At 44.6% G+C, this 21,970-nt stretch carries 24 protein-coding genes; all 24 read left to right on the top strand.

Annotated elements, in window-relative coordinates; translation table 11 throughout:
- Window positions 1-82: 82 nt before the first annotated feature.
- The 24 genes from A1359_RS18235 to A1359_RS18115 all read left to right on the top strand — a co-directional run bounded on the left by A1359_RS18235 (window position 83) and on the right by A1359_RS18115 (window position 21,898).
- The gene (locus A1359_RS18235; protein WP_066986645.1) at window positions 83-766 is read left to right on the top strand and encodes a hypothetical protein; all 684 of its coding nucleotides are present in this window, start codon (window positions 83-85) and stop codon (window positions 764-766) included.
- 267 nt (window positions 767-1,033) lie between these two features.
- Complete coding sequence (locus tag A1359_RS18230; protein ID WP_066986642.1) at window positions 1,034-2,020, top strand: transaldolase; 987 nt, start codon at window positions 1,034-1,036, stop codon at window positions 2,018-2,020.
- A 108-nt stretch (window positions 2,021-2,128) separates the two neighbouring features.
- Complete coding sequence (fbaA, locus tag A1359_RS18225) at window positions 2,129-3,205, top strand: class II fructose-bisphosphate aldolase (RefSeq protein WP_066986639.1); 1,077 nt, start codon at window positions 2,129-2,131, stop codon at window positions 3,203-3,205.
- Between the two features lie 276 nt (window positions 3,206-3,481).
- A complete protein-coding gene (locus A1359_RS18220; RefSeq protein WP_066986636.1) occupies window positions 3,482-3,994 on the top strand; it encodes a flagellar basal body-associated FliL family protein in 513 nt (170 codons plus the stop codon).
- Window positions 3,995-4,978, top strand: a complete 984-nt coding sequence (fliM, locus tag A1359_RS18215; RefSeq protein ID WP_066986633.1) for a flagellar motor switch protein FliM — start codon at window positions 3,995-3,997, stop codon at window positions 4,976-4,978.
- Between the two features lie 155 nt (window positions 4,979-5,133).
- The gene (fliN, locus tag A1359_RS18210; RefSeq protein WP_408606561.1) at window positions 5,134-5,496 is read left to right on the top strand and encodes a flagellar motor switch protein FliN; all 363 of its coding nucleotides are present in this window, start codon (window positions 5,134-5,136) and stop codon (window positions 5,494-5,496) included.
- Entirely contained in the window at window positions 5,496-5,936 is a 441-nt protein-coding gene (fliO, locus tag A1359_RS18205) for a flagellar biosynthetic protein FliO (RefSeq protein WP_066986627.1), read from the top strand. The genes fliN and fliO overlap by 1 nt, the downstream gene beginning before the upstream one ends.
- Window positions 5,929-6,684 (top strand): flagellar type III secretion system pore protein FliP, encoded by a 756-nt coding sequence (gene fliP / locus A1359_RS18200; protein ID WP_066986624.1) that lies wholly within the window; start codon window positions 5,929-5,931, stop codon window positions 6,682-6,684. Before fliO ends, fliP begins: the two co-directional genes overlap by 8 nt.
- An 18-nt stretch (window positions 6,685-6,702) precedes the next feature.
- Window positions 6,703-6,972: a flagellar biosynthesis protein FliQ gene (fliQ, locus tag A1359_RS18195; protein ID WP_066986651.1), complete on the top strand. Its 270-nt coding sequence runs from the start codon at window positions 6,703-6,705 to the stop codon at window positions 6,970-6,972.
- Window positions 6,969-7,745, top strand: a complete 777-nt coding sequence (fliR, locus tag A1359_RS18190; RefSeq protein WP_066986622.1) for a flagellar biosynthetic protein FliR — start codon at window positions 6,969-6,971, stop codon at window positions 7,743-7,745. The genes fliQ and fliR overlap by 4 nt, the downstream gene beginning before the upstream one ends.
- The gene (gene flhB / locus A1359_RS18185; RefSeq protein ID WP_066986619.1) at window positions 7,745-8,872 is read left to right on the top strand and encodes a flagellar biosynthesis protein FlhB; all 1,128 of its coding nucleotides are present in this window, start codon (window positions 7,745-7,747) and stop codon (window positions 8,870-8,872) included. Before fliR ends, flhB begins: the two co-directional genes overlap by 1 nt.
- Before the next feature lie 18 nt (window positions 8,873-8,890).
- Window positions 8,891-10,996: a flagellar biosynthesis protein FlhA gene (gene flhA / locus A1359_RS18180; RefSeq protein ID WP_066986617.1), complete on the top strand. Its 2,106-nt coding sequence runs from the start codon at window positions 8,891-8,893 to the stop codon at window positions 10,994-10,996.
- 19 nt (window positions 10,997-11,015) lie between these two features.
- A complete protein-coding gene (flhF, locus tag A1359_RS18175) occupies window positions 11,016-12,416 on the top strand; it encodes a flagellar biosynthesis protein FlhF (RefSeq protein ID WP_066986613.1) in 1,401 nt (466 codons plus the stop codon).
- 31 nt (window positions 12,417-12,447) lie between these two features.
- On the top strand, window positions 12,448-13,281 hold the full coding sequence (locus A1359_RS18170) for a MinD/ParA family protein (RefSeq protein WP_066986610.1): 834 nt from the start codon (window positions 12,448-12,450) through the stop codon (window positions 13,279-13,281).
- A gap of 11 nt (window positions 13,282-13,292) precedes the next feature.
- Window positions 13,293-14,024 carry an RNA polymerase sigma factor FliA gene (locus tag A1359_RS18165; protein WP_198159401.1) on the top strand — a complete coding sequence of 244 codons (732 nt, stop codon included), beginning with the start codon at window positions 13,293-13,295 and terminating at the stop codon, window positions 14,022-14,024.
- 80 nt (window positions 14,025-14,104) lie between these two features.
- A complete protein-coding gene (gene cheY / locus A1359_RS18160; RefSeq protein ID WP_269747945.1) occupies window positions 14,105-14,491 on the top strand; it encodes a chemotaxis response regulator CheY in 387 nt (128 codons plus the stop codon).
- Window positions 14,492-14,508: 17 nt separating this feature from the next.
- Complete coding sequence (locus A1359_RS18155; RefSeq protein WP_066986601.1) at window positions 14,509-15,231, top strand: protein phosphatase CheZ; 723 nt, start codon at window positions 14,509-14,511, stop codon at window positions 15,229-15,231.
- 10 nt (window positions 15,232-15,241) lie between these two features.
- Window positions 15,242-17,419 (top strand): chemotaxis protein CheA, encoded by a 2,178-nt coding sequence (locus tag A1359_RS18150; RefSeq protein WP_066986598.1) that lies wholly within the window; start codon window positions 15,242-15,244, stop codon window positions 17,417-17,419.
- A 188-nt stretch (window positions 17,420-17,607) separates the two neighbouring features.
- Window positions 17,608-18,354 (top strand): flagellar motor protein, encoded by a 747-nt coding sequence (locus A1359_RS18145; protein ID WP_066986595.1) that lies wholly within the window; start codon window positions 17,608-17,610, stop codon window positions 18,352-18,354.
- 15 nt (window positions 18,355-18,369) lie between these two features.
- On the top strand, window positions 18,370-19,269 hold the full coding sequence (motD, locus tag A1359_RS18140) for a flagellar motor protein MotD (protein ID WP_066986592.1): 900 nt from the start codon (window positions 18,370-18,372) through the stop codon (window positions 19,267-19,269).
- Window positions 19,269-20,069, top strand: a complete 801-nt coding sequence (locus A1359_RS18135) for a ParA family protein (RefSeq protein ID WP_066986588.1) — start codon at window positions 19,269-19,271, stop codon at window positions 20,067-20,069. Before motD ends, A1359_RS18135 begins: the two co-directional genes overlap by 1 nt.
- Window positions 20,066-20,767, top strand: a complete 702-nt coding sequence (locus A1359_RS18130; RefSeq protein ID WP_066986585.1) for a chemotaxis protein CheW — start codon at window positions 20,066-20,068, stop codon at window positions 20,765-20,767. The genes A1359_RS18135 and A1359_RS18130 overlap by 4 nt, the downstream gene beginning before the upstream one ends.
- A 17-nt stretch (window positions 20,768-20,784) precedes the next feature.
- Window positions 20,785-21,258 (top strand): chemotaxis protein CheW, encoded by a 474-nt coding sequence (locus A1359_RS18125; protein ID WP_066986582.1) that lies wholly within the window; start codon window positions 20,785-20,787, stop codon window positions 21,256-21,258.
- Between the two features lie 199 nt (window positions 21,259-21,457).
- Window positions 21,458-21,898 carry a DUF2802 domain-containing protein gene (locus tag A1359_RS18115; protein WP_198159400.1) on the top strand — a complete coding sequence of 147 codons (441 nt, stop codon included), beginning with the start codon at window positions 21,458-21,460 and terminating at the stop codon, window positions 21,896-21,898.
- Window positions 21,899-21,970 lie beyond the last annotated feature (72 nt).

Below are 21,970 nucleotides of genomic sequence, written 5' to 3'. Positions count from 1 at the left end.
GGAAGCAGTGCTTTAATAATTAAAAATTGAGGTTCAGCAAGCTGGACCTCAAAACAGTTTCAACGAATCATAGGTGGTAAACGTGAAAAAAAATGAATTAACTAAAGTCGTTTTAGCAGTATTAGTTTTTGCTAGTTCTGCGGCAATGGCTGAATCTGACTATCCTGCGGCTGATTTTCAACCCAAGGTGATTTTTAGCGATGAAAGCGCGACTCAAAACGCGCCTAAGTCAAAACCTGCTAGCGTTCAAGCAACTGAAATTGATGAAAACTTTCCTGCAGCAAACTATCAGCCAAAAGTTTTGTTCAGTGATGCAGATTACAAACACAGCCCCGCTGCACCAAGTGCTAATGGCTCAACAAAATCATCTGCATCTGCAACATCAGCAAGTGCTTCTGTAGAGGTTATTCAATCTGAAAAAGAAGCCTCTTCTGACTTTTCTTATATTGGTTTAGTAGTTATCGCCATAGCAGGATTTTTTGTCTATAGCAAAAAAACCGGTGGCTTAGGTGTAAGCAAAAGCAACAAGAAATCAGTACCCGAAAACAATTATGTAGCTTCAGCCGACGGTTCAACAGGTGTAGAAAAATACTTGGAGAAAGTGGGTATCAATAAAACAGGTGTGGCTAAATATTTGGAAAAACAAGTTGAAACTTATCCTTCTACAGGTGTCGCCAAATACATGGCTAAGCAGATTGTTAAAGATAGAGCAGTTGCTGCTTCCAAAGTAACGGGTGTTGAAAAATATTTGCGTGATAAAGTCTGATCAATGCGCTAATTCCAATTGACCAGGCATGCCTGATCAATTGTTTATGTTGTATTTTTAATGAATCGCCACACTATGCGCCTTAATTGTCTGCTAAATATAGATAAGGGCTGCGAGGAGTGGCGATTTTGCTTTTCAACGTCAAATAAACCCACTCATCAATAGCGGTTTTTAGCTAATTATTTGCATATCCTCCTATCTATGATATGCAAACCAAACCGTTATTGAACGCGTAAAACATTTTAATAACTTAACGAGGATATCTACATGGCAAGAAACTTACTTGAGCAACTACGAGAAATGACAGTTGTAGTTGCAGACACTGGTGACATTCAAGCGATTGAGACATTCAAACCGCGCGATGCTACTACCAATCCTTCATTGATTACAGCAGCAGCTCAAATGCCACAATATCAAGGTATTGTTGATGACACTTTGAAAGCGGCTAGAGAAACTTTGGGTGCCAGTGCAGCTGCAGCTGAAGTGGTATCTTTAGCGTTTGATCGGTTGGCTGTATCGTTTGGTTTAAAAATTCTGGAAATCATCCCCGGTCGTGTTTCTACTGAAGTTGATGCAAGATTGTCGTTCGACGTTGAAGCTACAATTGCTAAAGGTCGTGAGTTAATAGCTCAATATGAAGCAGCTGGTATTTCAAAATCACGTATTCTGATTAAAATTGCTTCAACCTGGGAAGGTATTCAAGCTGCGGCAGTGCTGGAAAAAGAAGGCATTACTTGTAATTTGACTTTACTTTTCGGTATGCATCAAGCAATTGCATGCGCTGAAAATGGAATCACCCTGATTTCACCATTTGTTGGCAGAATTCTGGATTGGTACAAAAAAGATACTGGTAAAGATTCTTATGCACCAGCAGAAGATCCAGGCGTATTGTCGGTGACAGAAGTTTATAACTACTACAAAAAATTTGGCTATAAAACCGAAGTTATGGGCGCAAGCTTTAGAAACGTTGGTGAAATAACTGAGTTAGCAGGTTGCGACTTATTAACCATCGCACCTTCATTGCTGGCTGAATTGCAATCTGTTGAAGGCGATTTGCCACGTAAACTTGATCCAGCCAAAGCTTCATCTGCATCCATAGAAAAGATAAGTGTTGATAAAGCAACTTTTGAAGCTATGCACGCAGAAAACCGGATGGCCAACGAAAAATTGGCTGAAGGTATAGATGGCTTTACTAAGGCGCTTGAAACTCTGGAAAAATTATTGTCAGATCGTTTGGCAAGCCTGGAAGCTTAATAAAAGACAAGACTGTGCGCAGAATTTAATTTCTGCGCACCCTCCATTTCGATATAGTCTGGATTATGCTCAAAAGGCATAACCGGATTCTTCAGCAGGATTCATTGCATGACAACAATATTAGATGTAGTTAAACCCGGCGTTGTAACCGGTGAAGATGTTCAGAAGGTCTTTGCTATTTGCAAAGAAAATAAATTTGCTTTACCAGCAGTAAATGTAATCAGTACCGATACCATCAATTCAGTTTTAGAAGCGGCTGCAAAAGTAAAGTCGCCTGTTGTTATTCAATTTTCAAATGGCGGCGCTGCTTTTGTGGCTGGTAAAGGTTTGAAACTGGATGGCCAAGGTTGTTCAATTGTTGGTGCAATTTCTGGTGCGCACCACGTTCATGCCATGGCAGAACTTTATGGTGTACCGGTTATACTGCATACCGATCACGCAGCTAAGAAATTGCTGCCATGGATTGACGGCATGTTGGATGCAGGTGAAAAATATTTTGCTGCACACGGTAAGCCTTTGTTCAGCTCGCATATGCTGGATTTATCAGAAGAAAGTCTGGAAGAAAACATCGCAACCTGCGCCAAATATTTGGAGCGCATGTCCAAAATGGGCATGACTCTGGAAATCGAATTAGGTTGCACAGGTGGTGAAGAAGACGGCGTTGATAATAGTGGCATGGATCACTCTGCATTGTATACGCAACCAGCAGATGTCGCTTATGCCTATGAAGTGCTGAGCAAAGTCAGTGATAGGTTCACTATCGCAGCTTCATTCGGCAATGTTCATGGTGTTTACTCGCCGGGTAATGTGAAATTGACGCCAACCATTCTGGCTGACTCACAAAAATATGTTTCTGAAAAATTCAGTTTGCCAAACAATGCTTTAAATTTTGTATTCCATGGCGGTTCAGGCTCTACTCCAGAAGAAATCCAGGAATCGATTAGTTATGGCGTAGTCAAAATGAACATCGATACCGATACTCAATGGGCTAGCTGGGCAGGCGTAATGGAGTTCTATAAAAAGAACGAAGGTTATCTGCAAGCTCAAATCGGCAACCCGGATGGTGCTGATAAACCAAACAAAAAATACTATGATCCTCGCGTTTGGCAACGTGCCGCTCAAGTAGGTATGGTGACTCGATTAGAGCAAGCCTTTAAAGATTTAAATGCGGTAAATACTTTGTAAATCGATCAAAGCGACAAAGAGCATTCAGTTTCTTTGTCGCTGTCTCCTTTTTTGCTGCGGTGTGTCATATTTCCGGCAGTTACATCCTCTCAATAAGTGTCCAATCGCTTTCTTATTGCCATAAGCAGACTACAATTCAGTTAGTGTTTAGGCTATTATTCTAAAACAATGTTTTTTCTTGTATTATCAATCAACAAATTGGTTGACGATACTAACAATTCTGCGTCAATTAATGTTGGCTTATTTTTTGCTTTTATAATGAAAAAAGGATAAAGCATGGCTGAAACTCCCCCCCTAGAAAAAAAATCTTCCAAGAAAATGATCCTGATAATTTCGATTATTGTGTTATTGCTTGGTGCGGCGGCTGGCGGCTATTTCTTTTTTATGAATAAACCCGCAGATGCAGAACAAAATTCAGCGGATCAAAAGCAGGATAAGGTAGAAGCGACTAAAGCTGATGAGGTTGTTGAGCCAGAGGTCTACTATGACTTGGTTGATCCCTTGATGGTGAACTTTCCTCCCGAATCCAGTGCAAAGATCATAAAGATATCAGTTTCTGTATTAATTAAAAGTGAGTCCGATGTTGAGGCGCTCAAAAAACACGAGCCTATGATACGAAACAATTTGTTGATGTTGATTAGTTCGGTGGGTGCTGATAAGGCTAAATCCATAGAAGGTAAAAAGGAATTGCAGGCTAAGATGTTGAGTGAAATTGGGAATGTGATGGAAAAAATGACCAAGAAAAATCCGGTTAAAGATGTATTTTTTACTGAATTTGTAATGCAATAAATGTCGAGCTCAGACTTACTTTCGCAGGAAGAAATTGATGCTTTACTGCATGGTGTCGATGATGGTGATGTGGAAACAGGTGATGAAAATGATGAAGCCATTACATCTACCAGAATATATGACTTTACCAGTCAAGAGCGTATTGTTCGTGGCAGGATGCCAACGCTGGAAATGGTTAACGAGCGTTTTGCGCGCTATTTTCGAATATCGCTATTTAACTTTCTCAGACGGTCTGCGGAAATTTCAGTATCAGGCATTCAAGTACAAAAATTTTCAGAGTTTATTCAAGGGTTATTCGTTCCAACCAATTTAAATGTAATACGTATGTCGCCCTTGCGAGGGCGTGCTCTTATCGTAATGGAGCCTCGTTTAGTGTTTACCGCTGTGGATAATTTCTTTGGTGGCGGTGGCCAGTTTTATAACAAGGTAGAAGGTCGAGAGTTTACGCCAACAGAAATGCGGGTGATTCGTTTGATTATCGGTATGATTTTCAAAGATTACGAGGAAGCCTGGAAACCGGTAATGGATTTAGAATTTGAATATATTAATTCGGAAGTGAATCCGCAATTTGCAAACATAGTCAGCCCGGCTGAAATAGTAGTGATCTCGACAATTCATGTTGAGCTAGAAGGTGGCGGTGGTGATATCAATATTGCTATGCCTTATAGCATGATTGAACCCATTCGAGAGTTGCTGGATGCAGTAACCAGTGATCGTGGGGAAATAGATGGTCGTTGGCAGGAAGCCTTAAGAGCAGAAATGATGCGTGGCGAGGTGGTTATAAATTGTAATCTGATCGAAAAAGAGATGCGTATCAGTGATGTGATTGAGTTAAAACAAGGTGATGTCATTCCAATTGATATGCCAGAAACTGTGTTTTTAGAGGTGGAAAAGGTGCCGGTATTCATTGGAAAGCTTGGGTTGTCGGATGGAAATTACGCCATTGAAATAGTCGAAAAAGTGACTATGGATAATAATCGATAGATTAGAAGGATCAAAGCATGAGTGAAAATGATGAAGCAGCCGATGACTGGTCAGCTGCGATGAATGAGCAAGCTAAGGGCGAAGCCGAGGCTGATTGGGGTGATGCGATGACGGAACAAGCTCAGGGAGAAGCCGAAGCCGACTGGGGTGATGCCATGAAGGAGCAGCAAGCTGGGAAAAAAAATACACGCGGATATGAGGCTGCCGATTTTCCACACTTTGAGGATACTAAGCAAAAAAATTATCAAAGCGCTGATGAGGTAAAGTTAGATGTCATCCTGGATGTGCCGGTAACCGTTTCACTGGAAATTGGGCGGACACGAATAAATATTCGAAATTTGTTACAGTTGAATCAGGGGTCGGTTGTCGAGCTGGATCGATTTGCAGGTGAGCCGATGGATGTACTGGTTAATGGCACTTTGGTGGCTCATGGCGAGGTGGTGGTGGTGAATGATAAGTTTGGCATTCGGTTGACAGACATCATTAGCCCATCAGAACGGGTGAGAAAGTTAGGCTAATGTCTAAAATTCAACTGCTGGCAATTTGTTATGGTTGCATAAGGTTTACTTCAACGTGGGCTGAAGAGCTGGAAGTGCAAAAGCAATCTGCAAAAGTTGTTTCTTATGCAGATGTTTTGCAGTGGGTATTGGCTTTGATTGTCGTCTTGGCGATTTTTGGAATTTTTATGTGGTTGTTACGTAAAAGTGGCAACTTGTCTTTTGTGAACAAAAAACAGCTGGCCATCGTTTCCGGATTGTCATTAGGCATGCGGGAAAAGCTAGTCTTAGTAAAAGTCGGAGAAAAGCAGCTATTGCTAGGCGTTACGCCTGGTCGTGTGGATAAGTTATTAGAACTTGAGGGTGATTCGCGGCTATTTCAGAATCAAACCGACGCTGCTGATAACGGGCTTTTTGCTAAAAAACTACAGCAAGTCCTACAAGGTAAAATCGATGTTTAAAGCATCGTTGATATTAACTTTGGTAGGTATTTTTGCCCTGTTGATGTCACAGAATGTGTGGGCTGCGCCACCAGGGATTGAAGCGATTACAGTAACTACAAACCCCAAAGGCGGTGAAAGTTATACCGTAACCATACAAATTTTGGCGATCATGACAATGCTGACGTTACTGCCAGCATTGTTGTTAACCATGACATCATTTACTCGCATCATGATCGTGTTGGGTTTGTTGCGGCAAGCCTTGGGTGCGCAGCAGGCCCCGAGTAATCAGGTATTGCTAGGCTTATCGTTGTTTTTAACTATATTCATCATGATGCCGGTTTTAGAAAAAATTAACGACTCAGCGGTTCAACCTTATCTGGAAGAAAAAATCGACATAACTACAGCACTGCAAAGCGCTTCAGAGCCGATTAAACAATTCATGCTGCGGCAAACTCGAGAGACTGATATTGACATGTTCGTGCGCATCTCCGGCAAACAGAATATTAACAAACCTGAAGACGTGCCTTTTTCATTGTTGCTGCCGGCGTATGTCACCAGTGAGCTTAAAACCGCGTTTCAGATTGGTTTTTTGATATTTTTACCGTTTTTAGTCATTGACCTGGTGGTTGCCAGTGTGTTGATGTCGATGGGCATGATGATGTTATCCCCCATGATTATTTCGTTGCCGTTCAAAATCATGTTGTTTGTGCTGGCCGATGGCTGGTCGTTGGTTTTGGAAATGTTGGCAGCCAGTTTTTATGTCTAATTTGGGGGTGTCGAAATGATGACGCCGGAAACCATTTCCGTGATTGCGCAGGAAACAGTCTGGATATCCTTAAAACTGATGGGGCCGATTTTATTATCCTCCTTGGCGGTCGGTTTAGTGGTTTCCATGTTCCAGGCTGCTACGTCAATCCAAGAACAAACGCTGACCTTTATCCCAAAGCTGGCAACCATCATTGTGGTTTTGATGGTTGCAGGTCCAGGTATGCTGCAAATGCTCATCGATTATTTTCAAGACTTGATGCGCGAAATTCCTTCTTTGATAGGATGAATTTTAGAGAAGACGAACTTATAGCTTATCTTGCCTCATTCGTATGGCCCTTCATGCGCGTGAGCGCCATGTTTATTTCCATTCCGGTTTTGAGTGTCAAAGCGGTGCCGGCGCGTTTGCGCGTCATGCTGAGTTTATTGATCACTTTTGTCATCATGCCAACTTTGCCGGCAATGCCTGCTATCGACTTATTTAGTTCGCAAGGCTGGCTGGTAACAATACATCAATTAATGTTGGGAATATCAACCGGCTTTATTTTGCAAATGGTGTTTTCTATTATGTTATTTGCGGGCCAGACCATCGCCTATGGTATGGGGTTAGGCTTCGCATCCATGGTGGATCCGGCTACAGGGGTGCAAACGCCCGTGATAGCTCAGTTGTTTGTAATTGCCTCCAGCTTGCTATTTTTGGCAGTTGATGGGCATTTATTGCTGATCGAGATGATAGCGCAGAGTTTTACCACGTTGCCGGTTACTACCGGCAGTTTAGATAAGGCTGGGCTGTGGGGAATGATCACTTGGAGTAGTCAAATATTTGCCGGCGGTGTTTTGTTGGCATTGCCGGTGATGGCAACACTGTTATTCGTCAACATTAGCTTTGGGATTGCCTCCAAAGCTGCACCTCAGTTGCAGTTGTTTGGTGTCGGCTTTCCGATCACTATTTTATTGGGAATGCTGCTGATCTGGATCGGGCTGTCCACCATGCTGGAAGGGTTTGCGGACAAATTGCACGAGGGATTTATTCTTATTAGTCAGCTTTTGAGAATAAGCTGATGGCAGACGATTCCGGTCAGGACAAAACAGAAGACGCGACCAGTAAAAGACTCTCCGACTCGCGAAAAAAAGGACAAGTACCTCGATCTAAAGAGTTAAACACTTTTGTAACCATGATAGTTAGTGCGGCGTTGTTTTTTTATCTGGGTCGATACATGGTCAGCGGGTTGGTGGACATGATGAAACATCAGTTTGAATTGTCGCGTGAAGTCATTTTCGACCCCAATGCGCCGATCATGTATTTTGAGACAGCTATAGTCGAGGGCTACAGTGTGATTGCCCCGTTGATGATTATCTTGATGATTGCGGATTTATTGACGCCATTATTGATGGGCGGCTGGAATTTTGCTGACGAAGCGCTGCAGCCAAAGTTCTCCAAACTCAATCCGCTGCAGGGCATCAAAAAAATTATTGGTATACAAGGTGTGGTCGAATTGATCAAGGCTATCATCAAAGTGATTTTGATTGGTTTTGTGGCCTGGAATTTGTTTAAAGTATATTTTGACGATTTCATGTCGTTAAGCCGGTTGAATCTTGATCAAGCGCTATTTCGGACGGGCGAAATTTTAGTCATGTCGGTATTAGTGTTGAGTTCGACCTTGTTATTGTTGGTGTTAATTGATGTGCCTTATCAATTATGGAATCATCAGCGCCAACTAAAAATGACTAAACAGGAAGTGCGTGATGAAGCCAAAGAATCGGAAGGCAGTCTGGAATTAAAAGGCAAGATTCGGCAGATGCAAATGCAGGCTGCCCAGCGACGCATGATGGAGGCCGTGCCGAGTGCTGATGTCATTGTTACTAATCCGACGCATTTTGCCGTGGCTTTAAAATATGACCCAAATGGTAGTGGCGCACCAATACTGGTGGCAAAGGGCACGGATTTGGTGGCTGCACAGATTCGTAATCTCGCTTTGGCAAACAAAGTAACCCTGGTGGCAGCACCTTCTCTGGCCAGAGCTTTATATTATTCCACCGAATTAAATCAGGAAATTCCGCGCGGACTGTTTCTGGCTGTGGCGCAAGTTTTAGCCTATGTTTTTCAGCTGCGGGCTGCGACACAAAATGGCTGGGGCAAGCCGGTGCCGCCGAGTGATGTGCAAGTGCCTGATGAATTCAGGCAATAAAATCAAATCGAGTCAATCATGGATCTTGCAAAAATCATAAGCACATTGAAATCACTAACCAGCATGGGCTTGGGCGCGCCAGTGCTTATTGTCATGTTGTTGGCATTGTTGGTGTTGCCGTTGCCAGCTTTCATGCTCGATCTGTTTTTTACCTTCAATATCGCCTTTTCTTTGATTATTTTGCTGGTGGTGATTTACAGCATGAAACCATTGGAATTCGCTTCATTCCCAACGGTGATTTTGATGGCGACGTTGTTGCGATTGGCCTTAAATGTTGCCTCTACTCGAGTGGTGCTTATGAAAGGCCATGAAGGCGGCGACGCTGCCGGCAAGGTGATCGAGGCATTTGGATCGTTTGTTATTGGCGGTAATTTTGCCGTGGGTATCGTGGTGTTCGCTATTTTGGTGGTCATCAATTTTGTAGTGGTTACCAAAGGTGCGGGACGTGTGGCCGAAGTTAGCGCGCGTTTTACTTTAGATGCTATGCCGGGTAAGCAGATGGCAATTGATGCCGATATGAATTCCGGCTTAATCAACCAAGATGAAGCCAGGGCCAGGCGGGAAGAGGTCGCCGCCGAAGCAGACTTTTATGGTTCTATGGATGGTGCCAGTAAATTTGTGCGCGGTGATGCGGTAGCCGGCATCATTATTTTGTTCGTCAATATGATAGGCGGTTTGGCGATTGGTGTAGGGCAGCATGATATGAGTTTTGCCGAAGCCGCCAACGCTTACGTATTGTTGACCATTGGTGATGGTTTGGTGGCACAGATTCCAGCTTTGTTGTTGTCGGTGGCATCGGCCATGGTGGTCACCCGGGTTAGAGGTAGCAAGCAGGACTTGGGGCAGCAGGTATCCGCTCAGCTATTTGAAGACCCTAGAACGCTAGTAGTGACGGCAGTTGTGATGGGTTTGCTGGGAATTATTCCCGGTATGCCTAATATGGTTTTTATTCTACTGGCATCAACATTGGCTGGCGCGGCCTATTTAATTGATCGTCGACGTAAGCTCGAAGAAGACAAGGCTTTAGAAATGGAGCGTATTGTTTCTCCGCAGCAGCAAATGGCTAAGGCTGAGATTAAGGAGCTGGGCTGGGATGACGTCATGCCGGTAGACACTATCGGCTTGGAAGTGGGTTATAGATTGATTCCATTGGTGGATAGAAGCCAGGGTGGTCAGCTGATGACGCGTATCAAAGGCGTACGTAAAAAACTGTCACAAGAGTTGGGTTTTTTGATCCCATCGGTGCATATTCGCGATAACCTGGATTTATCGCCGACGGCTTATCGAATTTCATTGATGGGGGTCACTGTAGGCGAGGCCGAGATCATGCCGGAAAAGGAAATGGCTATCAATCCGGGGCGAGTGTTTGGTACTTTGCAAGGGACGGCTTGTAAAGATCCTGCTTTTGGTTTGGATGCTGTATGGATTGAAGTGGCGCAAAAAGATCATGCTCAAACGCTTGGATATACCGTAGTCGATCCAGGGACGGTAGTTGCAACGCATTTGAGCCATATTTTGCAAGGCAATGCGCATGAATTATTTGGTTATGAAGAAGCGCAACAGCTGATGGATAACCTGGCCAAGGTTGCACCCAAGTTAGTCGAAGATTTGGTGCCTAAAACCTTGCAGTTGGGTGTGGTGGTCAAGGTGCTGCAAAATTTGCTGCTAGAGCGGGTGTCGATTAGAGATATACGCTCCATCGCCGAAACTTTGGCGGAGTATGGTGTTAAGAGTCAAGATCCGGACATCCTGACGTCAGCGGTTCGAGCCGCGCTTGGACGCTCAATTGTCCATGAAATCAATGGGGTACAGATGGAAATCCCTGTAATTACGCTTGACCAAAGTCTGGAACAGATATTGCATAAGTCATTGCAGACGGCGAGTGAAGGTGGTGCAGGGTTGGAGCCCGGCTTAGCAGAACAAATGCATCAGTCTCTGGAAGAAAGTGCTCAACGCATGGAAATGGAAGGGCAGTCGGCAATATTGTTGGTTTCATCTTTCATCCGGCCCTGGCTGGCCCGCTTCGTTCGTCATTCGATACCCGGCTTACATGTACTAGCCTATAACGAAATTCCTCAGGATAGACAAATCCGGGTAGTTTCGACCGTAGGTCAACGTACTTAATGATTTATGAGGACAAGCGATGAAAATCAAACGCTTTTTTGCAGCAGATATACGTCAGGCTATGCGTATGGTCAAAGAAGAACTGGGCGCTGACGCGGTTATTATGTCCAACCGCTCAGTGGATGGTGGTGTTGAGATTGTAGCTGCCCGTGATTTTGATGAGCAAGTGATACATAAGAATCTCAAGCAGCAACATGAAGACGAATTGGTTGCCAAACGCCTAAAAAAATATGATTTGCCTGAGTTTGCCGGTGACAATAAACCGGCGCAGTTGCTCAGTAGTGCGCGTAAACCGGGAAGTGAAAAAGAAAATCCAGTGCGCAGGAATATGGATCAGTATCTGGGGTATGCCGAAAAAGTCCAGTTGGGTAGTGTTAATGCGCAGAAAATAGCCGAAAAACTTAAACCAGCAGATAAATCTACTTGGGCGGCAGCAGAGCCCTCACACAAGCCAGCGGTTGCGGCGGCAGTTAAACCTGCTCAGCCGTCTACATCTGATAAGTTCATGGATGATATGCGCAAAGAAATGAAAGATATGCGCGCACTGTTGGATAGTAAATTATCCAGCATCACGCATCTGCCGCAAATTGGCGAGCAGTCTATGCGACATGAATTGTTGGAACGCTTGTTAGATGCGGGGTTCACAAAAAATCTTGCGGACAAAATCACCTATCGTGTGGGTGGTCATAAACAATTTGAAACGGCTTTGGCTAAGTCTCAGGAATTGCTGACCAGGATAGTGCCTATTGCAGAAGATCGCTTACTGGAGCAGGGAGGAATTGCTGCACTTGTAGGCTCAACCGGCGTGGGTAAAACCACTACGATTGCCAAGCTGGCTGCGCAATTTATCCTCAAACATGGTACGCGGCAGATAGCCTTGATCACCACCGATAACTACCGTATCGGTGCGCATGAACAAATCAGTACCTACGGAAAAATTTTGGATGTGCCTGTGCGGATGGCTGGCGATGCGGAAGAGCTGCGTCAACATATCAATAGCTTTTCTGACAAGCGACTGATTTTGATCGACACCGCCGGTATGAGTCAGCGCGATTTGCGGCTTGCCGAACAAATTAGAACTTTGCAACAAGATGATTTGCCTATCCAGCCTTATCTGGTGATGTCTGCAACTACGCAATACAAGGCGGCGATGGAAATTATGGAGGCATTTCAAATTCTTCAGCCACAAGCAACTATACTTACCAAATTTGATGAGGCAGTAAGCAAAGCGACAGCGTTGTCAGCATTGATTGAACGCCGCATGCCTCTATCATTCATTACCGACGGCCAGCAAGTGCCGGAGGATATTTATGCACCCGAAGCTGATACCTTGATTCAGCAATGCATGCAATTGCAAAACGAAGGTGATTATACTGATACGTTCAATTATGACCATTGGATGGCGGAATACCATGCATAAGTCGTTGGATCAGGCAGCTGGAATAAGACAGATGAGACAAATGAAACCAGTGCGAGTAATCGCTGTGACCAGCGGTAAGGGTGGGGTCGGTAAAACCAATTTATCCGTGAATATCGGGGTGGCCTTGGCTAAAGTGGGCCGCCGGGTAGCTATATTGGATGCGGATATGGGCTTGGCCAATGTTGATATTTTACTGGGCATGTTCCCAGAGTTCAATTTATCGCATGTATTAAGTGGCGAAAAAACTCTGAAGCAAATCATGATGACCGGGCCGGCCGGATTGAAGGTTATCCCTGCATCGTCTGGGATTCAACGCATGTCGGATTTGAGTAATGTCGAACAGGCCAGTGTTATCCGCGCCTTTAGTGAGATCGATAAAGAATTGGATGTATTGATTGTCGACACGGCGGCCGGTATTTCCGCCAGTGTGGTTAACTTTGCTCGTGCCTGTCAGGAAATTATAGTGGTCGTTTGCGATGAGCCGACTTCGTTGGCCGATGCATATGCCTACATCAAATTACTAAACCGTGATTACGGGCTAAATAGTTTTCACATCATAGCCAATATGGTGCAAACGGCTGAGCACGGTCAGGCATTGTTTAACAAATTAAGCAAGGTTACCGATCGTTATCTTGATGTGGCTTTGCAATTTGTGGGTGCAGTCCCTAGTGATGAGTACTTAAAAAAATCGGTGCAAAAACAGACGCCAGTGGTAGAAGCCTTTCCGCAAAGCAAGTCGGCACTGGCGATAAAAAATTTGGCGCGCAAAATTGATCACTGGCCTATCAAGTCTAATGCCGGCGGCTATTTGGAGTTTTTTGTTGAACGCATGATTCAATATAGTGCCCGGGAGAATGTTGCGTGAGTGGTGCGGCAATGTATGCTGCTGTGCAAGCTGGAACCGCCGATGATTTGGTGATTCAGCATGCACCGTTGGTTAAGCGCATTGCCTACCATTTGATGGGGCGTCTACCAGATGCTGTGCAACTTGACGATCTAATCCAGTCTGGAATGCTCGGGCTCTTAGAGGCCATTAAAAATTACGATGCTGGGCAAGGTGCTAGTTTTGAGACGTATGCTGGCATACGTATCCGGGGCGCCATGTTGGATGAATTGCGCAGGGCTGACTGGACGCCGCGCTCGGTGCATAAAAAAGCTCGTATGCTGGCTGGAGCAATCCGCGAAGTGGAAAATCAAATCGGGCGCGAGGCCAAAGACACTGAAGTGGCTGGTCATATGGGTATTGGTTTGGAGGAATATAGGCATATTTTGCAAGACACGGCGTCCTGTAAAACCTTTAGTGTCGAAGAGCTTATTCAAGGCGAAGACAGCGTCATTGATGATATCCACACCAATTACCAACCTGAAGAGCAACTAATCCAACAAAACTTTCAGCAGGCCTTAGCCAAAGCCATTGCCGAATTACCGGAAAGAGAACGCTTAGTCGTTTCACTGTATTACGATGAAGAACTGAATTTGCGTGAGATTGGCCTGGTACTGAATGTGAGTGAATCTCGAGTTAGCCAGATATGTAGTCAAGCCATGTTACGGCTTCGGGCCCGGCTTGCAGATTGGTTGGAAGGGAATGATAATGGTTCGCGCGTTTAGGCATTATTAATAGGGTTTTATCCGGTTTCACGGCAAAAAACATATTCTTTAAAATGAAGTGATCAGGGTGGAGATTTTCCTTGAATAAAAATATGAAAATTCTGGTTGTCGACGATTTTTCGACAATGCGGAGAATAGTAAAAAATTTATTAAAAGACCTCGGTTTTACTAATACCTTAGAGGCGGACGATGGCAAAACCGCCTTACCCATCCTGGAAAGAGGCGGTATAGATTTTCTGGTTACAGACTGGAATATGCCAGGCATGTCGGGTATTGATTTATTAAAAGCTGTCAGAGCCAATCCAAATTTAGCCACTTTGCCAGTATTAATGGTGACCGCAGAAGCCAAGCGTGAGCAGATCATCATGGCGGCCCAAGCGGGTGTTAACGGCTATGTAATAAAACCCTTTACCGCAGCCACACTAAAAGAAAAAATCGAAAAAATATTTGAGCGTATCGAAGGCTAAGGTCGGGAGAATTGGATATGAATACTGATCTTCTTGGATTAGCTAAAGACTTGGTAACGGCGCTCGAAAAAGGCGATGAAGTCGCAGTAGGTGTCTTATTGGATGAGCTGGCTGGGCTTAGGGAAACTCAGCTGTTTAAAGAAATTGGACGTTTGACGCGCCAACTACATGACTCGATGATCAGTTTTAGTGTGGAGGCTAAAATCACAGCCATGACTGAGCGTGATATCCCAGATGCTAAAGAACGTTTGCGCTATGTTATTTCAATGACGGAGCAAGCCGCAGATCAGACTTTGACCGTTGTCGAGACACTATTACCCGTCTCTCAGGTACTCAGCGAGCAAATTGAACAATTGTCTACCAAATGGGATCGTTTCCTGGGTAGAGAAATGCCATTGGAAGAGTTTAAAGCCATGAGTGAGGAGATCTCTCTACACTTTAAAGAATCTAAAATTAGCTTGCAACAAGTTCAGTCAGGCTTGAATGATATTTTAATGGCGCAAGGCTTTCAAGATATTACCGGGCAGATTATTCGCAGGGTAATTGAATTGGTTCAAGAGCTGGAAGGCAGTATGGTCAAAATGATTAGTATCGCTGGCAGCAAAGCGCCAAAAGCAGCCTTGCAACAAAGTCAACCTGAATTGCCGGGGCCGGTGGTGCCAGGGGTGGATGATAAAGAAGGCGGGGTTGCCACTAATCAGGTGGATGTTGATGACTTATTGTCTAGCCTGGGTTTTTGAGGGGTGATCTATGGCGATTGATCTAGACGACGAAATTTTACAGGACTTTCTGGTTGAGGCAGGAGAGATCCTTGAGCAGTTAAGTGAGCAATTAGTCGTTCTGGAGCAATCACCCGACGATTTTGATTTGTTGAATGCAATCTTTCGTGGCTTTCATACCGTCAAAGGTGGCGCCGGATTTTTGGCTATTCATGAGTTGGTCGAAATTTGCCATAGCGCTGAAGATGTATTTAATGTATTGAGGCAAGGTGATCGTCAAGTCACTGCAGAATTGATGGATGTTATTTTGCAGGTGTTGGACATTGTCAATGATATGTTTGCCCGCGTGCGCGCCGGTGAGCCGCCGGAAGCTGCGCCAACCGAATTATTGGCTAGATTAAAAGCTTATGCCAGTAATGATAATGAACCAGCCTCGATACAAGTTATAGCAGCCGAGCCTGTTATGGCAAATATTACAGACCTGGATCAGGTGGCTCAGGAATTTGAATCCTTGTTAGACGCGGGTGTGCGACCCGCGCCTTCAGAGTCGCGTTTGGAAGCGGACGAGATTACTGAAGAAGAGTTTGAAGACTTACTTGATGCCTTGCATGGCAAAGGTGGGTCTCCAACAACCCAAAAAAATCTATCGTCTGCAGCTGGTGGCAATAATGACCTCATTACCGAAGATGAATTTGAAAATCTATTGGACGAATTGCACGGAAAAGGGCAGTTCAAGGCGCTGGTTTCTACGGCTACAGAACCCGCCAATTCTGACGATATAACCGAGGCCGAATTTGAACAACTGCTTGATGAGCTGCACGGTAAAGGGAAATTTGATGCCAGTGTCGCTCAACAAGCCAAAATATCTCCTGTGCATCCAGCCGCTGAGATTAAGCCTAAGGTACCGAAGCCAGCACCTGCTCCACTTGTAGAAGCTAAAGTCAATGCTCCGCAGCAAACCGGAGCCGATAAAGCCAGCACTAAAGATATCTCAGTCGAGGTATCTGTGGAAAAAGCCAAACCTACTGCTGTCGCACAGGCCGAAACCACGGTGCGTGTTGATACTCAGATTCTCGACGATATTATGAATATGGTGGGTGAGTTGGTATTGGTGCGTAATCGCTTTCAAACCCTCAAAGCCAATGCTGAAGCTGGTGAGCAATTATCTAAAGCTATCTCCAATCTGGATGTAGTGACGGCAGATTTGCAATTAGCAGTTATGAAAACCCGCATGCAGCCGATTAAGAAAGTATTCGGTCGCTTTCCTCGAGTGGTGCGGGACTTGGCGCGAAATTTGAAAAAAGAGATTCGACTGGAATTGATCGGTGAAGAAACCGATTTAGATAAAAATCTGGTTGAAGCTTTAGCTGATCCTTTGGTGCATTTGGTCAGAAATGCGGTTGATCACGGCATCGAAATGCCTGACGAGCGTACTGCAAAAGGTAAGCCGCGAGAAGGGGTTGTGATACTCAAGGCATCTCAGGAAGGGGACCACATTCAGCTTTCAATTAAAGATGATGGCAAGGGGATGAACCCGGATGTATTGCGCGCCATAGTGGTGGAAAAGGGCTTGATGGATGAAGAGAGTGCAGCCAGACTGGATGATAAGGAATGCTACAATCTGATCTTTATGCCAGGTTTTTCAACGAAAACCGAAATTTCCGATGTTTCCGGGCGTGGCGTTGGTATGGACGTCGTGAAAACGCGTATCGCACAAATGAATGGTGTGGTGGAAATCGACTCTGTAGAGGGTAAAGGCAGTAACATCATCATCAAGGTGCCTTTGACATTGGCGATTATGCCAACGCTGATGGTTAAATTGGGCGGGCAGGCATTTGCATTGCCTTTGGCTAGTGTGCTGGAAATTCTTGATCTGGATTTGAGTAAAACCAACAAAGTTGATAATCAATTGGTGGTCATGGTCAGAAACAAAGCGATGCCTTTATTTTATTTGAATGAATGGCTGATTTCTGAGACTGATCGCACTAATGATATGCCAGCCAGTGGGCATGTGGTTGTGGTCAATGCGGGTGGTCGGCATGTGGGATTTGTTGTGGATCAACTTATTGGTCAGGAAGAAGTGGTTATCAAGGCGTTGGGGGCCAAGTTACAAGGTCTAGACGGCTTGTCAGGCGCAACAATTACCGGCGATGGAAAGATTGCCCTGATTCTGGATGTGCCGGGTTTGATGAAAAGATATGCTAATTAAGCTGGGAATTAAATCGAAAAAAAAGATTCTGGGCAGCTGGCTTTTTTGAACAGTTATTACACTAAAGGTTTGGCCGTACACGCAGATGTTAAACATGACAAGAGCCAAGTCGGCTTGAGGGGAATAAAGACAGTCTATCCCTTTAGCGCTTGGATGAATTTGCCAACGCATTTTAATTAGTTGAGTTGATGGATATTTTAAGCATCATCGGGGTATTGGTAGGGTTTTCCGCCATCATAGGCGGCAACCTGATGGCAGGTGGTGAATTTGATTCGCTGGTCAACTCTCATGCCTTTGTAATCGTGGTGGGAGGGACTTTGGGTGCGACATTATTGCAATTTCCACCGCGGGTGTTTTTACGTAGCATGCGGATAGTCATTTGGATTTTTAAGCCGGAAAGTCTTCAGCTTAACAAGCAAATCGAGAAAATTGTCCGCTGGAGTACGATGGCCAGAAAAGAAGGGCTGCTCGGATTAGAAGGGATTATCGATACTGAAAAAGATAGCTTTGCCAAGAAAGGTTTGCAACTATTAGTGGATGGTAATGAGCCCGAGGTGATTAGAGATTGCCTAGAGGTGGAATTGGCAACCAAGGAGCATTTGGATTTGCAGGCGGCGAAAGTGTTTGACGCCATGGGCGGGTTTTCGCCAACGATAGGGATTATGGGGGCAGTGATTGGCTTGATTCATGTAATGCAAAACCTAGCCAAGCCTGAGTTGTTAGGTAGTGGTATTGCCACTGCATTTGTGGCGACCATTTATGGTGTGGGTCTGGCTAACTTGTTATTTATTCCAATTGCGAACAAATTAAAAACGCATGTTTTTCGTGCCTCACAAGCGAGAGAAATGATGATAGAAGGGATTTCCTCTATTGCAGAGGGTGAAAATCCGCGCAATATTGAATTAAAACTCTCAGGCTTCATGTTGGAAAAATAATGTTCTGCACCCCCCATGATCAGACGTAGAAAAAGATACATCGAAGAAACGGAGCATCAAGATCGTTGGATGGTGTCTTTTGCCGACTTCATTACTTTGTTGTTTGCATTTTTTGTGGTGATGTATTCAATTTCATCGGTTAACAAAGGTAAATACGAAACCTTTTCCGAATCGCTAGATGAAGCGTTGTTTCATAATGATAAAGCAGCAAAAGCATTAAAAGTAGCAAAAACGGCTGAACCCATTCAGGTTGGCGAGATACCCACTCGAATTCAACCAATTGAATTGCCAAACCTGGTGACAGTAACAGAGGAAGAGCATCAATTAAGCGAAGAAATCATGGAAGAAAAAAGGCGCTTAAACGAAGTCTCGGACGAATTTCAACGTGCGTTGCAACCTTTTGTGGAGAGTCAGTTGGTAGGCATTAAAAAACACGATTTTTGGGTTGAGCTGGAAATGAATAGCGAATTATTATTCGCCAGCGGCTCGGCGGAATTGTCGAGCAAGGCTTTACCGGTACTTGAAAAGGTAGCTGAAGTGGTGCGGCATGTCCCCAATGTGATTAATGTTGAGGGCTATACGGATGATGTGCCAATTTCTACAGGTATTTATCCCTCAAATTGGGATTTATCCTCTGCCCGTGCAACCAACGTGGTTAAAGAGTTAGTGAAAAACGAAATACCGCCTAACCGTTTATCGGCCGTAGGCTATGGCGAATTTCATCCGATTGGCGATAACAATAACGAAGAAGGACGCTTTAAAAATCGTCGCGTAGTTTTAGTGCTGATGTCTCAAGCTTTTGCCCGATATGGCATGACAGACATTCAACGCGCCAAAGCTTTGAAGTTGGCGCCTCAACCTGAAGCTGAACCCGCCGACCTCGTTGGAAATGCAGTGAATCCCCAGGTTCAATAATGAAGATTTGGTCTGTATCAAATCAAAAAGGTGGTGTAGGCAAAACCACTACAGTCGTGACCCTTGGAGGATTGCTGTCTGCATGGGGCTTCAGGACCTTGTTGGTTGATTTGGATCCTCACGGTTCATTGACTAGTTATTTTAGAATGAATCCGGACGAAGTTGAGCTTGGCGTATATAACCTGTTTCGTGATACCAGTGAAAAAAAGAAAGATGTTAATCCCAGTATTTATATAGCAAAAACTGAGTTTGATGGGCTGACAGTGTTACCGGCATCTACCGCAATTGCTACATTGGATAGACAGGTCGCGCAGATGGGCGGGATGGGCATGGTAGTGGCAACTGCGCTGGGTAAGTTAAAAGATCAATACGACTACGTCATTATAGATAGTCCGCCCATGTTGGGTGTGTTGATGATCAATGCCCTGGCAGCTTGCGATCATTTGATTATTCCTGTTTTAGCTGAATTTTTGGCTATAAAAGGGTTGGATAGGATGGTGCACACTATTAATATGGTGTTCCATTCGCGCAAAACGCCGCCTAAATTTACCATTGTGCCGACCATGTTTGACAAGCGCACGCGTGCTGCCAGGGAAAGCCTGCTGGTATTGCATCAGCAGTACCCGGGAAATATCTGGAATTCAGTAATTCCGGTTGATACCAGAGTGCGAGATGCCAGTCAGCAAGGTGTGCCCTTGCCCTTGTTAGATAAAAATGCCAAAGCGGTCGAAGCCTATTCAGAATTATTGGAATTATTGCTAGATAATGTAGCCGAAAAACCTTTGGTGAGCCGCGTATGAATCAGGCAAAGTCGCCGCAAACTATAGTTCAGCAGCAGTTAGCCTTGGATGCCTATTTGAGCAAGCTGCTGGATGAAGTGCCTGATGCTGTGTCGAATGAGGATGAGTCGCGCTCGATTAACCCGATAGAAGTTTCCGAACAGAAGTCGGAGCAGTCTGAGGTTATCCATAATTCACTGGTTCAGTCGTTACAAACGCAGTCTAGTATTAGCGCGAACCAAGTCATATTGCATCCCCTTTCTATTATGCCGGATTGGGCGCAGCATGAGTTCCAGGCCTTGTTTTTTAAAGTAGAGCATTTGATTCTGGCAACTCCGCTGACAGAGCTGTCTCGGACCATCAAAATTGAGCGAAAACCTGGCAAAATAGCTGGGCAGCCTTCCTGGTTTCTGGGCTTATTAGATGATCAGGACAATCGTATTGGTGTGCTAGATACCGGGCAATTGATTTTTGGCAGAAGTCGGGGTAGTCAGCGGGATTTGGAAACGAATCCGTTCAAGCGGGTGCTAATTACAAAGGATAAGCGCTGGGGCTTGGCATGTGACGAAATACTATCCATAGGTAAGCTTAGGCCCGATAAAGTGAGGTGGCGTACTAGTCGACAAAAGAAGCCATGGTTGATCGGCACCGTTATCGAAGAGCTGACGGCTATTATTGATTTACAGCAACTGGTACCCCACAGAAGGCGACCAACCTAATATATTTGGATGAAAATATGAGTGAAGATAAAAAGCAAAGCGATCCCGTTATGCAGTGGGTAACTTTTTGTTTGGGTGAAGAAAAGTATGGTATTAACGTCATGCAGGTGCAGGAGGTGCTGCGTGTTACTGAAATTGCTCCCGTGCCGGGGGCGCCATCATATGTGCTGGGAATTATTAATTTGCGCGGGAATGTGGTCACCGTTATCGATACCCGTAATCGCTTTGGTTTGCCTTCCAAGGCCCCTGATGATGCATCTCGCGTTGTGATTATCGAAACCGCTAAGCACATTATCGGTATTCTAGTAGATAGCGTTGCGGAGGTGGTGGAGATGCGAGGTTCGGAAATTGAAACCGCGCCTAATGTTGGCAATGAAGAGAGTTCAAAATATATTCAAGGCGTTACCAGTCGCGACAATAATTTACTGATTCTAGTGGATTTGAACAGGTTTCTCAGCGAGGATGAAAAAGCTGAGCTGGATATGTTTTAACAATTATTAGATAGATTGTGTCAGAACTTACTCCAATTCGCCCTAGTCCCGCAGTGTCTAGTGTTAATAAAATAAGGCGAAATCAGCAGAGAAACAATAATGCTAATAAACAAGAGCAGGAATCGAGGGATGACCATACTGCTGAAGATACTTCTAAGCAGAAAGACGAACCGGCTCAGCATGTCGATGAAATTGTATGATGAATGATTTATTCTTGTTGAGTATTGCGGGTTTTGCCATCATTTTGCTGTTGTTGGTAGTCGTTGCATTTTTAAATCTTAAGCGCGAACAAAAAAAACTGAAGCAAGCTTATCAAGCCCTGGCTTTGCAAATTCAACGCAGTGGTGATGATATTGTAGGGCTTTGTTCTGCTGCTGCAGCTGTTGATAGGCGCTTGTCGGCAAATGAAGCGCTTCTGAGAGACGTGCAGGAAAGTATTGAAATTCAGCAAAATAATGCCGAATACCTGTCTGGGTATGACCGAGATAGTATTGATGAAGGTGAAAGCGAGCAGCCTCAGATTTACAGGCAAGCCATCGAAAGAATACATTCTGGGGCGACTATTGACGAGCTGGTTAGGGCGTGTGGCATGACACGTGATGAAGCGGTTTTGTTGATGCGCTTGCATTCACCTAATTGATATATCTGGTTGGCAAGCTTCTTCAGTTGAGTATTTTTGTCATACATAACTTCCGGCAATCCCAGTCGGAAT

Origin of the sequence: Methylomonas lenta (assembly GCF_001644015.1) — a bacterium.
Lineage (GTDB): Bacteria > Pseudomonadota > Gammaproteobacteria > Methylococcales > Methylomonadaceae > Methylomonas > Methylomonas lenta.
The sequence above is the reverse complement of the archived record's forward strand: the minus strand, read 5'-3'. Positions and strand labels throughout refer to the sequence as shown.

What these genes read in the sequence shown, in the direction of transcription:
- A1359_RS18230 (WP_066986642.1), top strand. Translation starts at nt 1,034, where the DNA reads ATGGCAAGAAACTTACTTGAGCAACTACGAGAAATGACAGTTGTAGTT.
- fbaA (WP_066986639.1), top strand. Translation starts at nt 2,129, where the DNA reads ATGACAACAATATTAGATGTAGTTAAACCCGGCGTTGTAACCGGTGAA.
- A1359_RS18220 (WP_066986636.1), top strand. Translation starts at nt 3,482, where the DNA reads ATGGCTGAAACTCCCCCCCTAGAAAAAAAATCTTCCAAGAAAATGATC.
- fliM (WP_066986633.1), top strand. Translation starts at nt 3,995, where the DNA reads ATGTCGAGCTCAGACTTACTTTCGCAGGAAGAAATTGATGCTTTACTG.
- fliN (WP_408606561.1), top strand. Translation starts at nt 5,134, where the DNA reads ATGAAGGAGCAGCAAGCTGGGAAAAAAAATACACGCGGATATGAGGCT.
- fliO (WP_066986627.1), top strand. Translation starts at nt 5,496, where the DNA reads ATGTCTAAAATTCAACTGCTGGCAATTTGTTATGGTTGCATAAGGTTT.
- fliP (WP_066986624.1), top strand. Translation starts at nt 5,929, where the DNA reads ATGTTTAAAGCATCGTTGATATTAACTTTGGTAGGTATTTTTGCCCTG.
- fliQ (WP_066986651.1), top strand. Translation starts at nt 6,703, where the DNA reads ATGACGCCGGAAACCATTTCCGTGATTGCGCAGGAAACAGTCTGGATA.
- fliR (WP_066986622.1), top strand. Translation starts at nt 6,969, where the DNA reads ATGAATTTTAGAGAAGACGAACTTATAGCTTATCTTGCCTCATTCGTA.
- flhB (WP_066986619.1), top strand. Translation starts at nt 7,745, where the DNA reads ATGGCAGACGATTCCGGTCAGGACAAAACAGAAGACGCGACCAGTAAA.
- flhA (WP_066986617.1), top strand. Translation starts at nt 8,891, where the DNA reads ATGGATCTTGCAAAAATCATAAGCACATTGAAATCACTAACCAGCATG.
- flhF (WP_066986613.1), top strand. Translation starts at nt 11,016, where the DNA reads ATGAAAATCAAACGCTTTTTTGCAGCAGATATACGTCAGGCTATGCGT.
- A1359_RS18170 (WP_066986610.1), top strand. Translation starts at nt 12,448, where the DNA reads ATGAGACAAATGAAACCAGTGCGAGTAATCGCTGTGACCAGCGGTAAG.
- A1359_RS18165 (WP_198159401.1), top strand. Translation starts at nt 13,293, where the DNA reads ATGTATGCTGCTGTGCAAGCTGGAACCGCCGATGATTTGGTGATTCAG.
- A1359_RS18155 (WP_066986601.1), top strand. Translation starts at nt 14,509, where the DNA reads ATGAATACTGATCTTCTTGGATTAGCTAAAGACTTGGTAACGGCGCTC.
- A1359_RS18150 (WP_066986598.1), top strand. Translation starts at nt 15,242, where the DNA reads ATGGCGATTGATCTAGACGACGAAATTTTACAGGACTTTCTGGTTGAG.
- A1359_RS18145 (WP_066986595.1), top strand. Translation starts at nt 17,608, where the DNA reads ATGGATATTTTAAGCATCATCGGGGTATTGGTAGGGTTTTCCGCCATC.
- motD (WP_066986592.1), top strand. Translation starts at nt 18,370, where the DNA reads ATGATCAGACGTAGAAAAAGATACATCGAAGAAACGGAGCATCAAGAT.
- A1359_RS18135 (WP_066986588.1), top strand. Translation starts at nt 19,269, where the DNA reads ATGAAGATTTGGTCTGTATCAAATCAAAAAGGTGGTGTAGGCAAAACC.
- A1359_RS18130 (WP_066986585.1), top strand. Translation starts at nt 20,066, where the DNA reads ATGAATCAGGCAAAGTCGCCGCAAACTATAGTTCAGCAGCAGTTAGCC.
- A1359_RS18125 (WP_066986582.1), top strand. Translation starts at nt 20,785, where the DNA reads ATGAGTGAAGATAAAAAGCAAAGCGATCCCGTTATGCAGTGGGTAACT.
- A1359_RS18115 (WP_198159400.1), top strand. Translation starts at nt 21,458, where the DNA reads ATGAATGATTTATTCTTGTTGAGTATTGCGGGTTTTGCCATCATTTTG.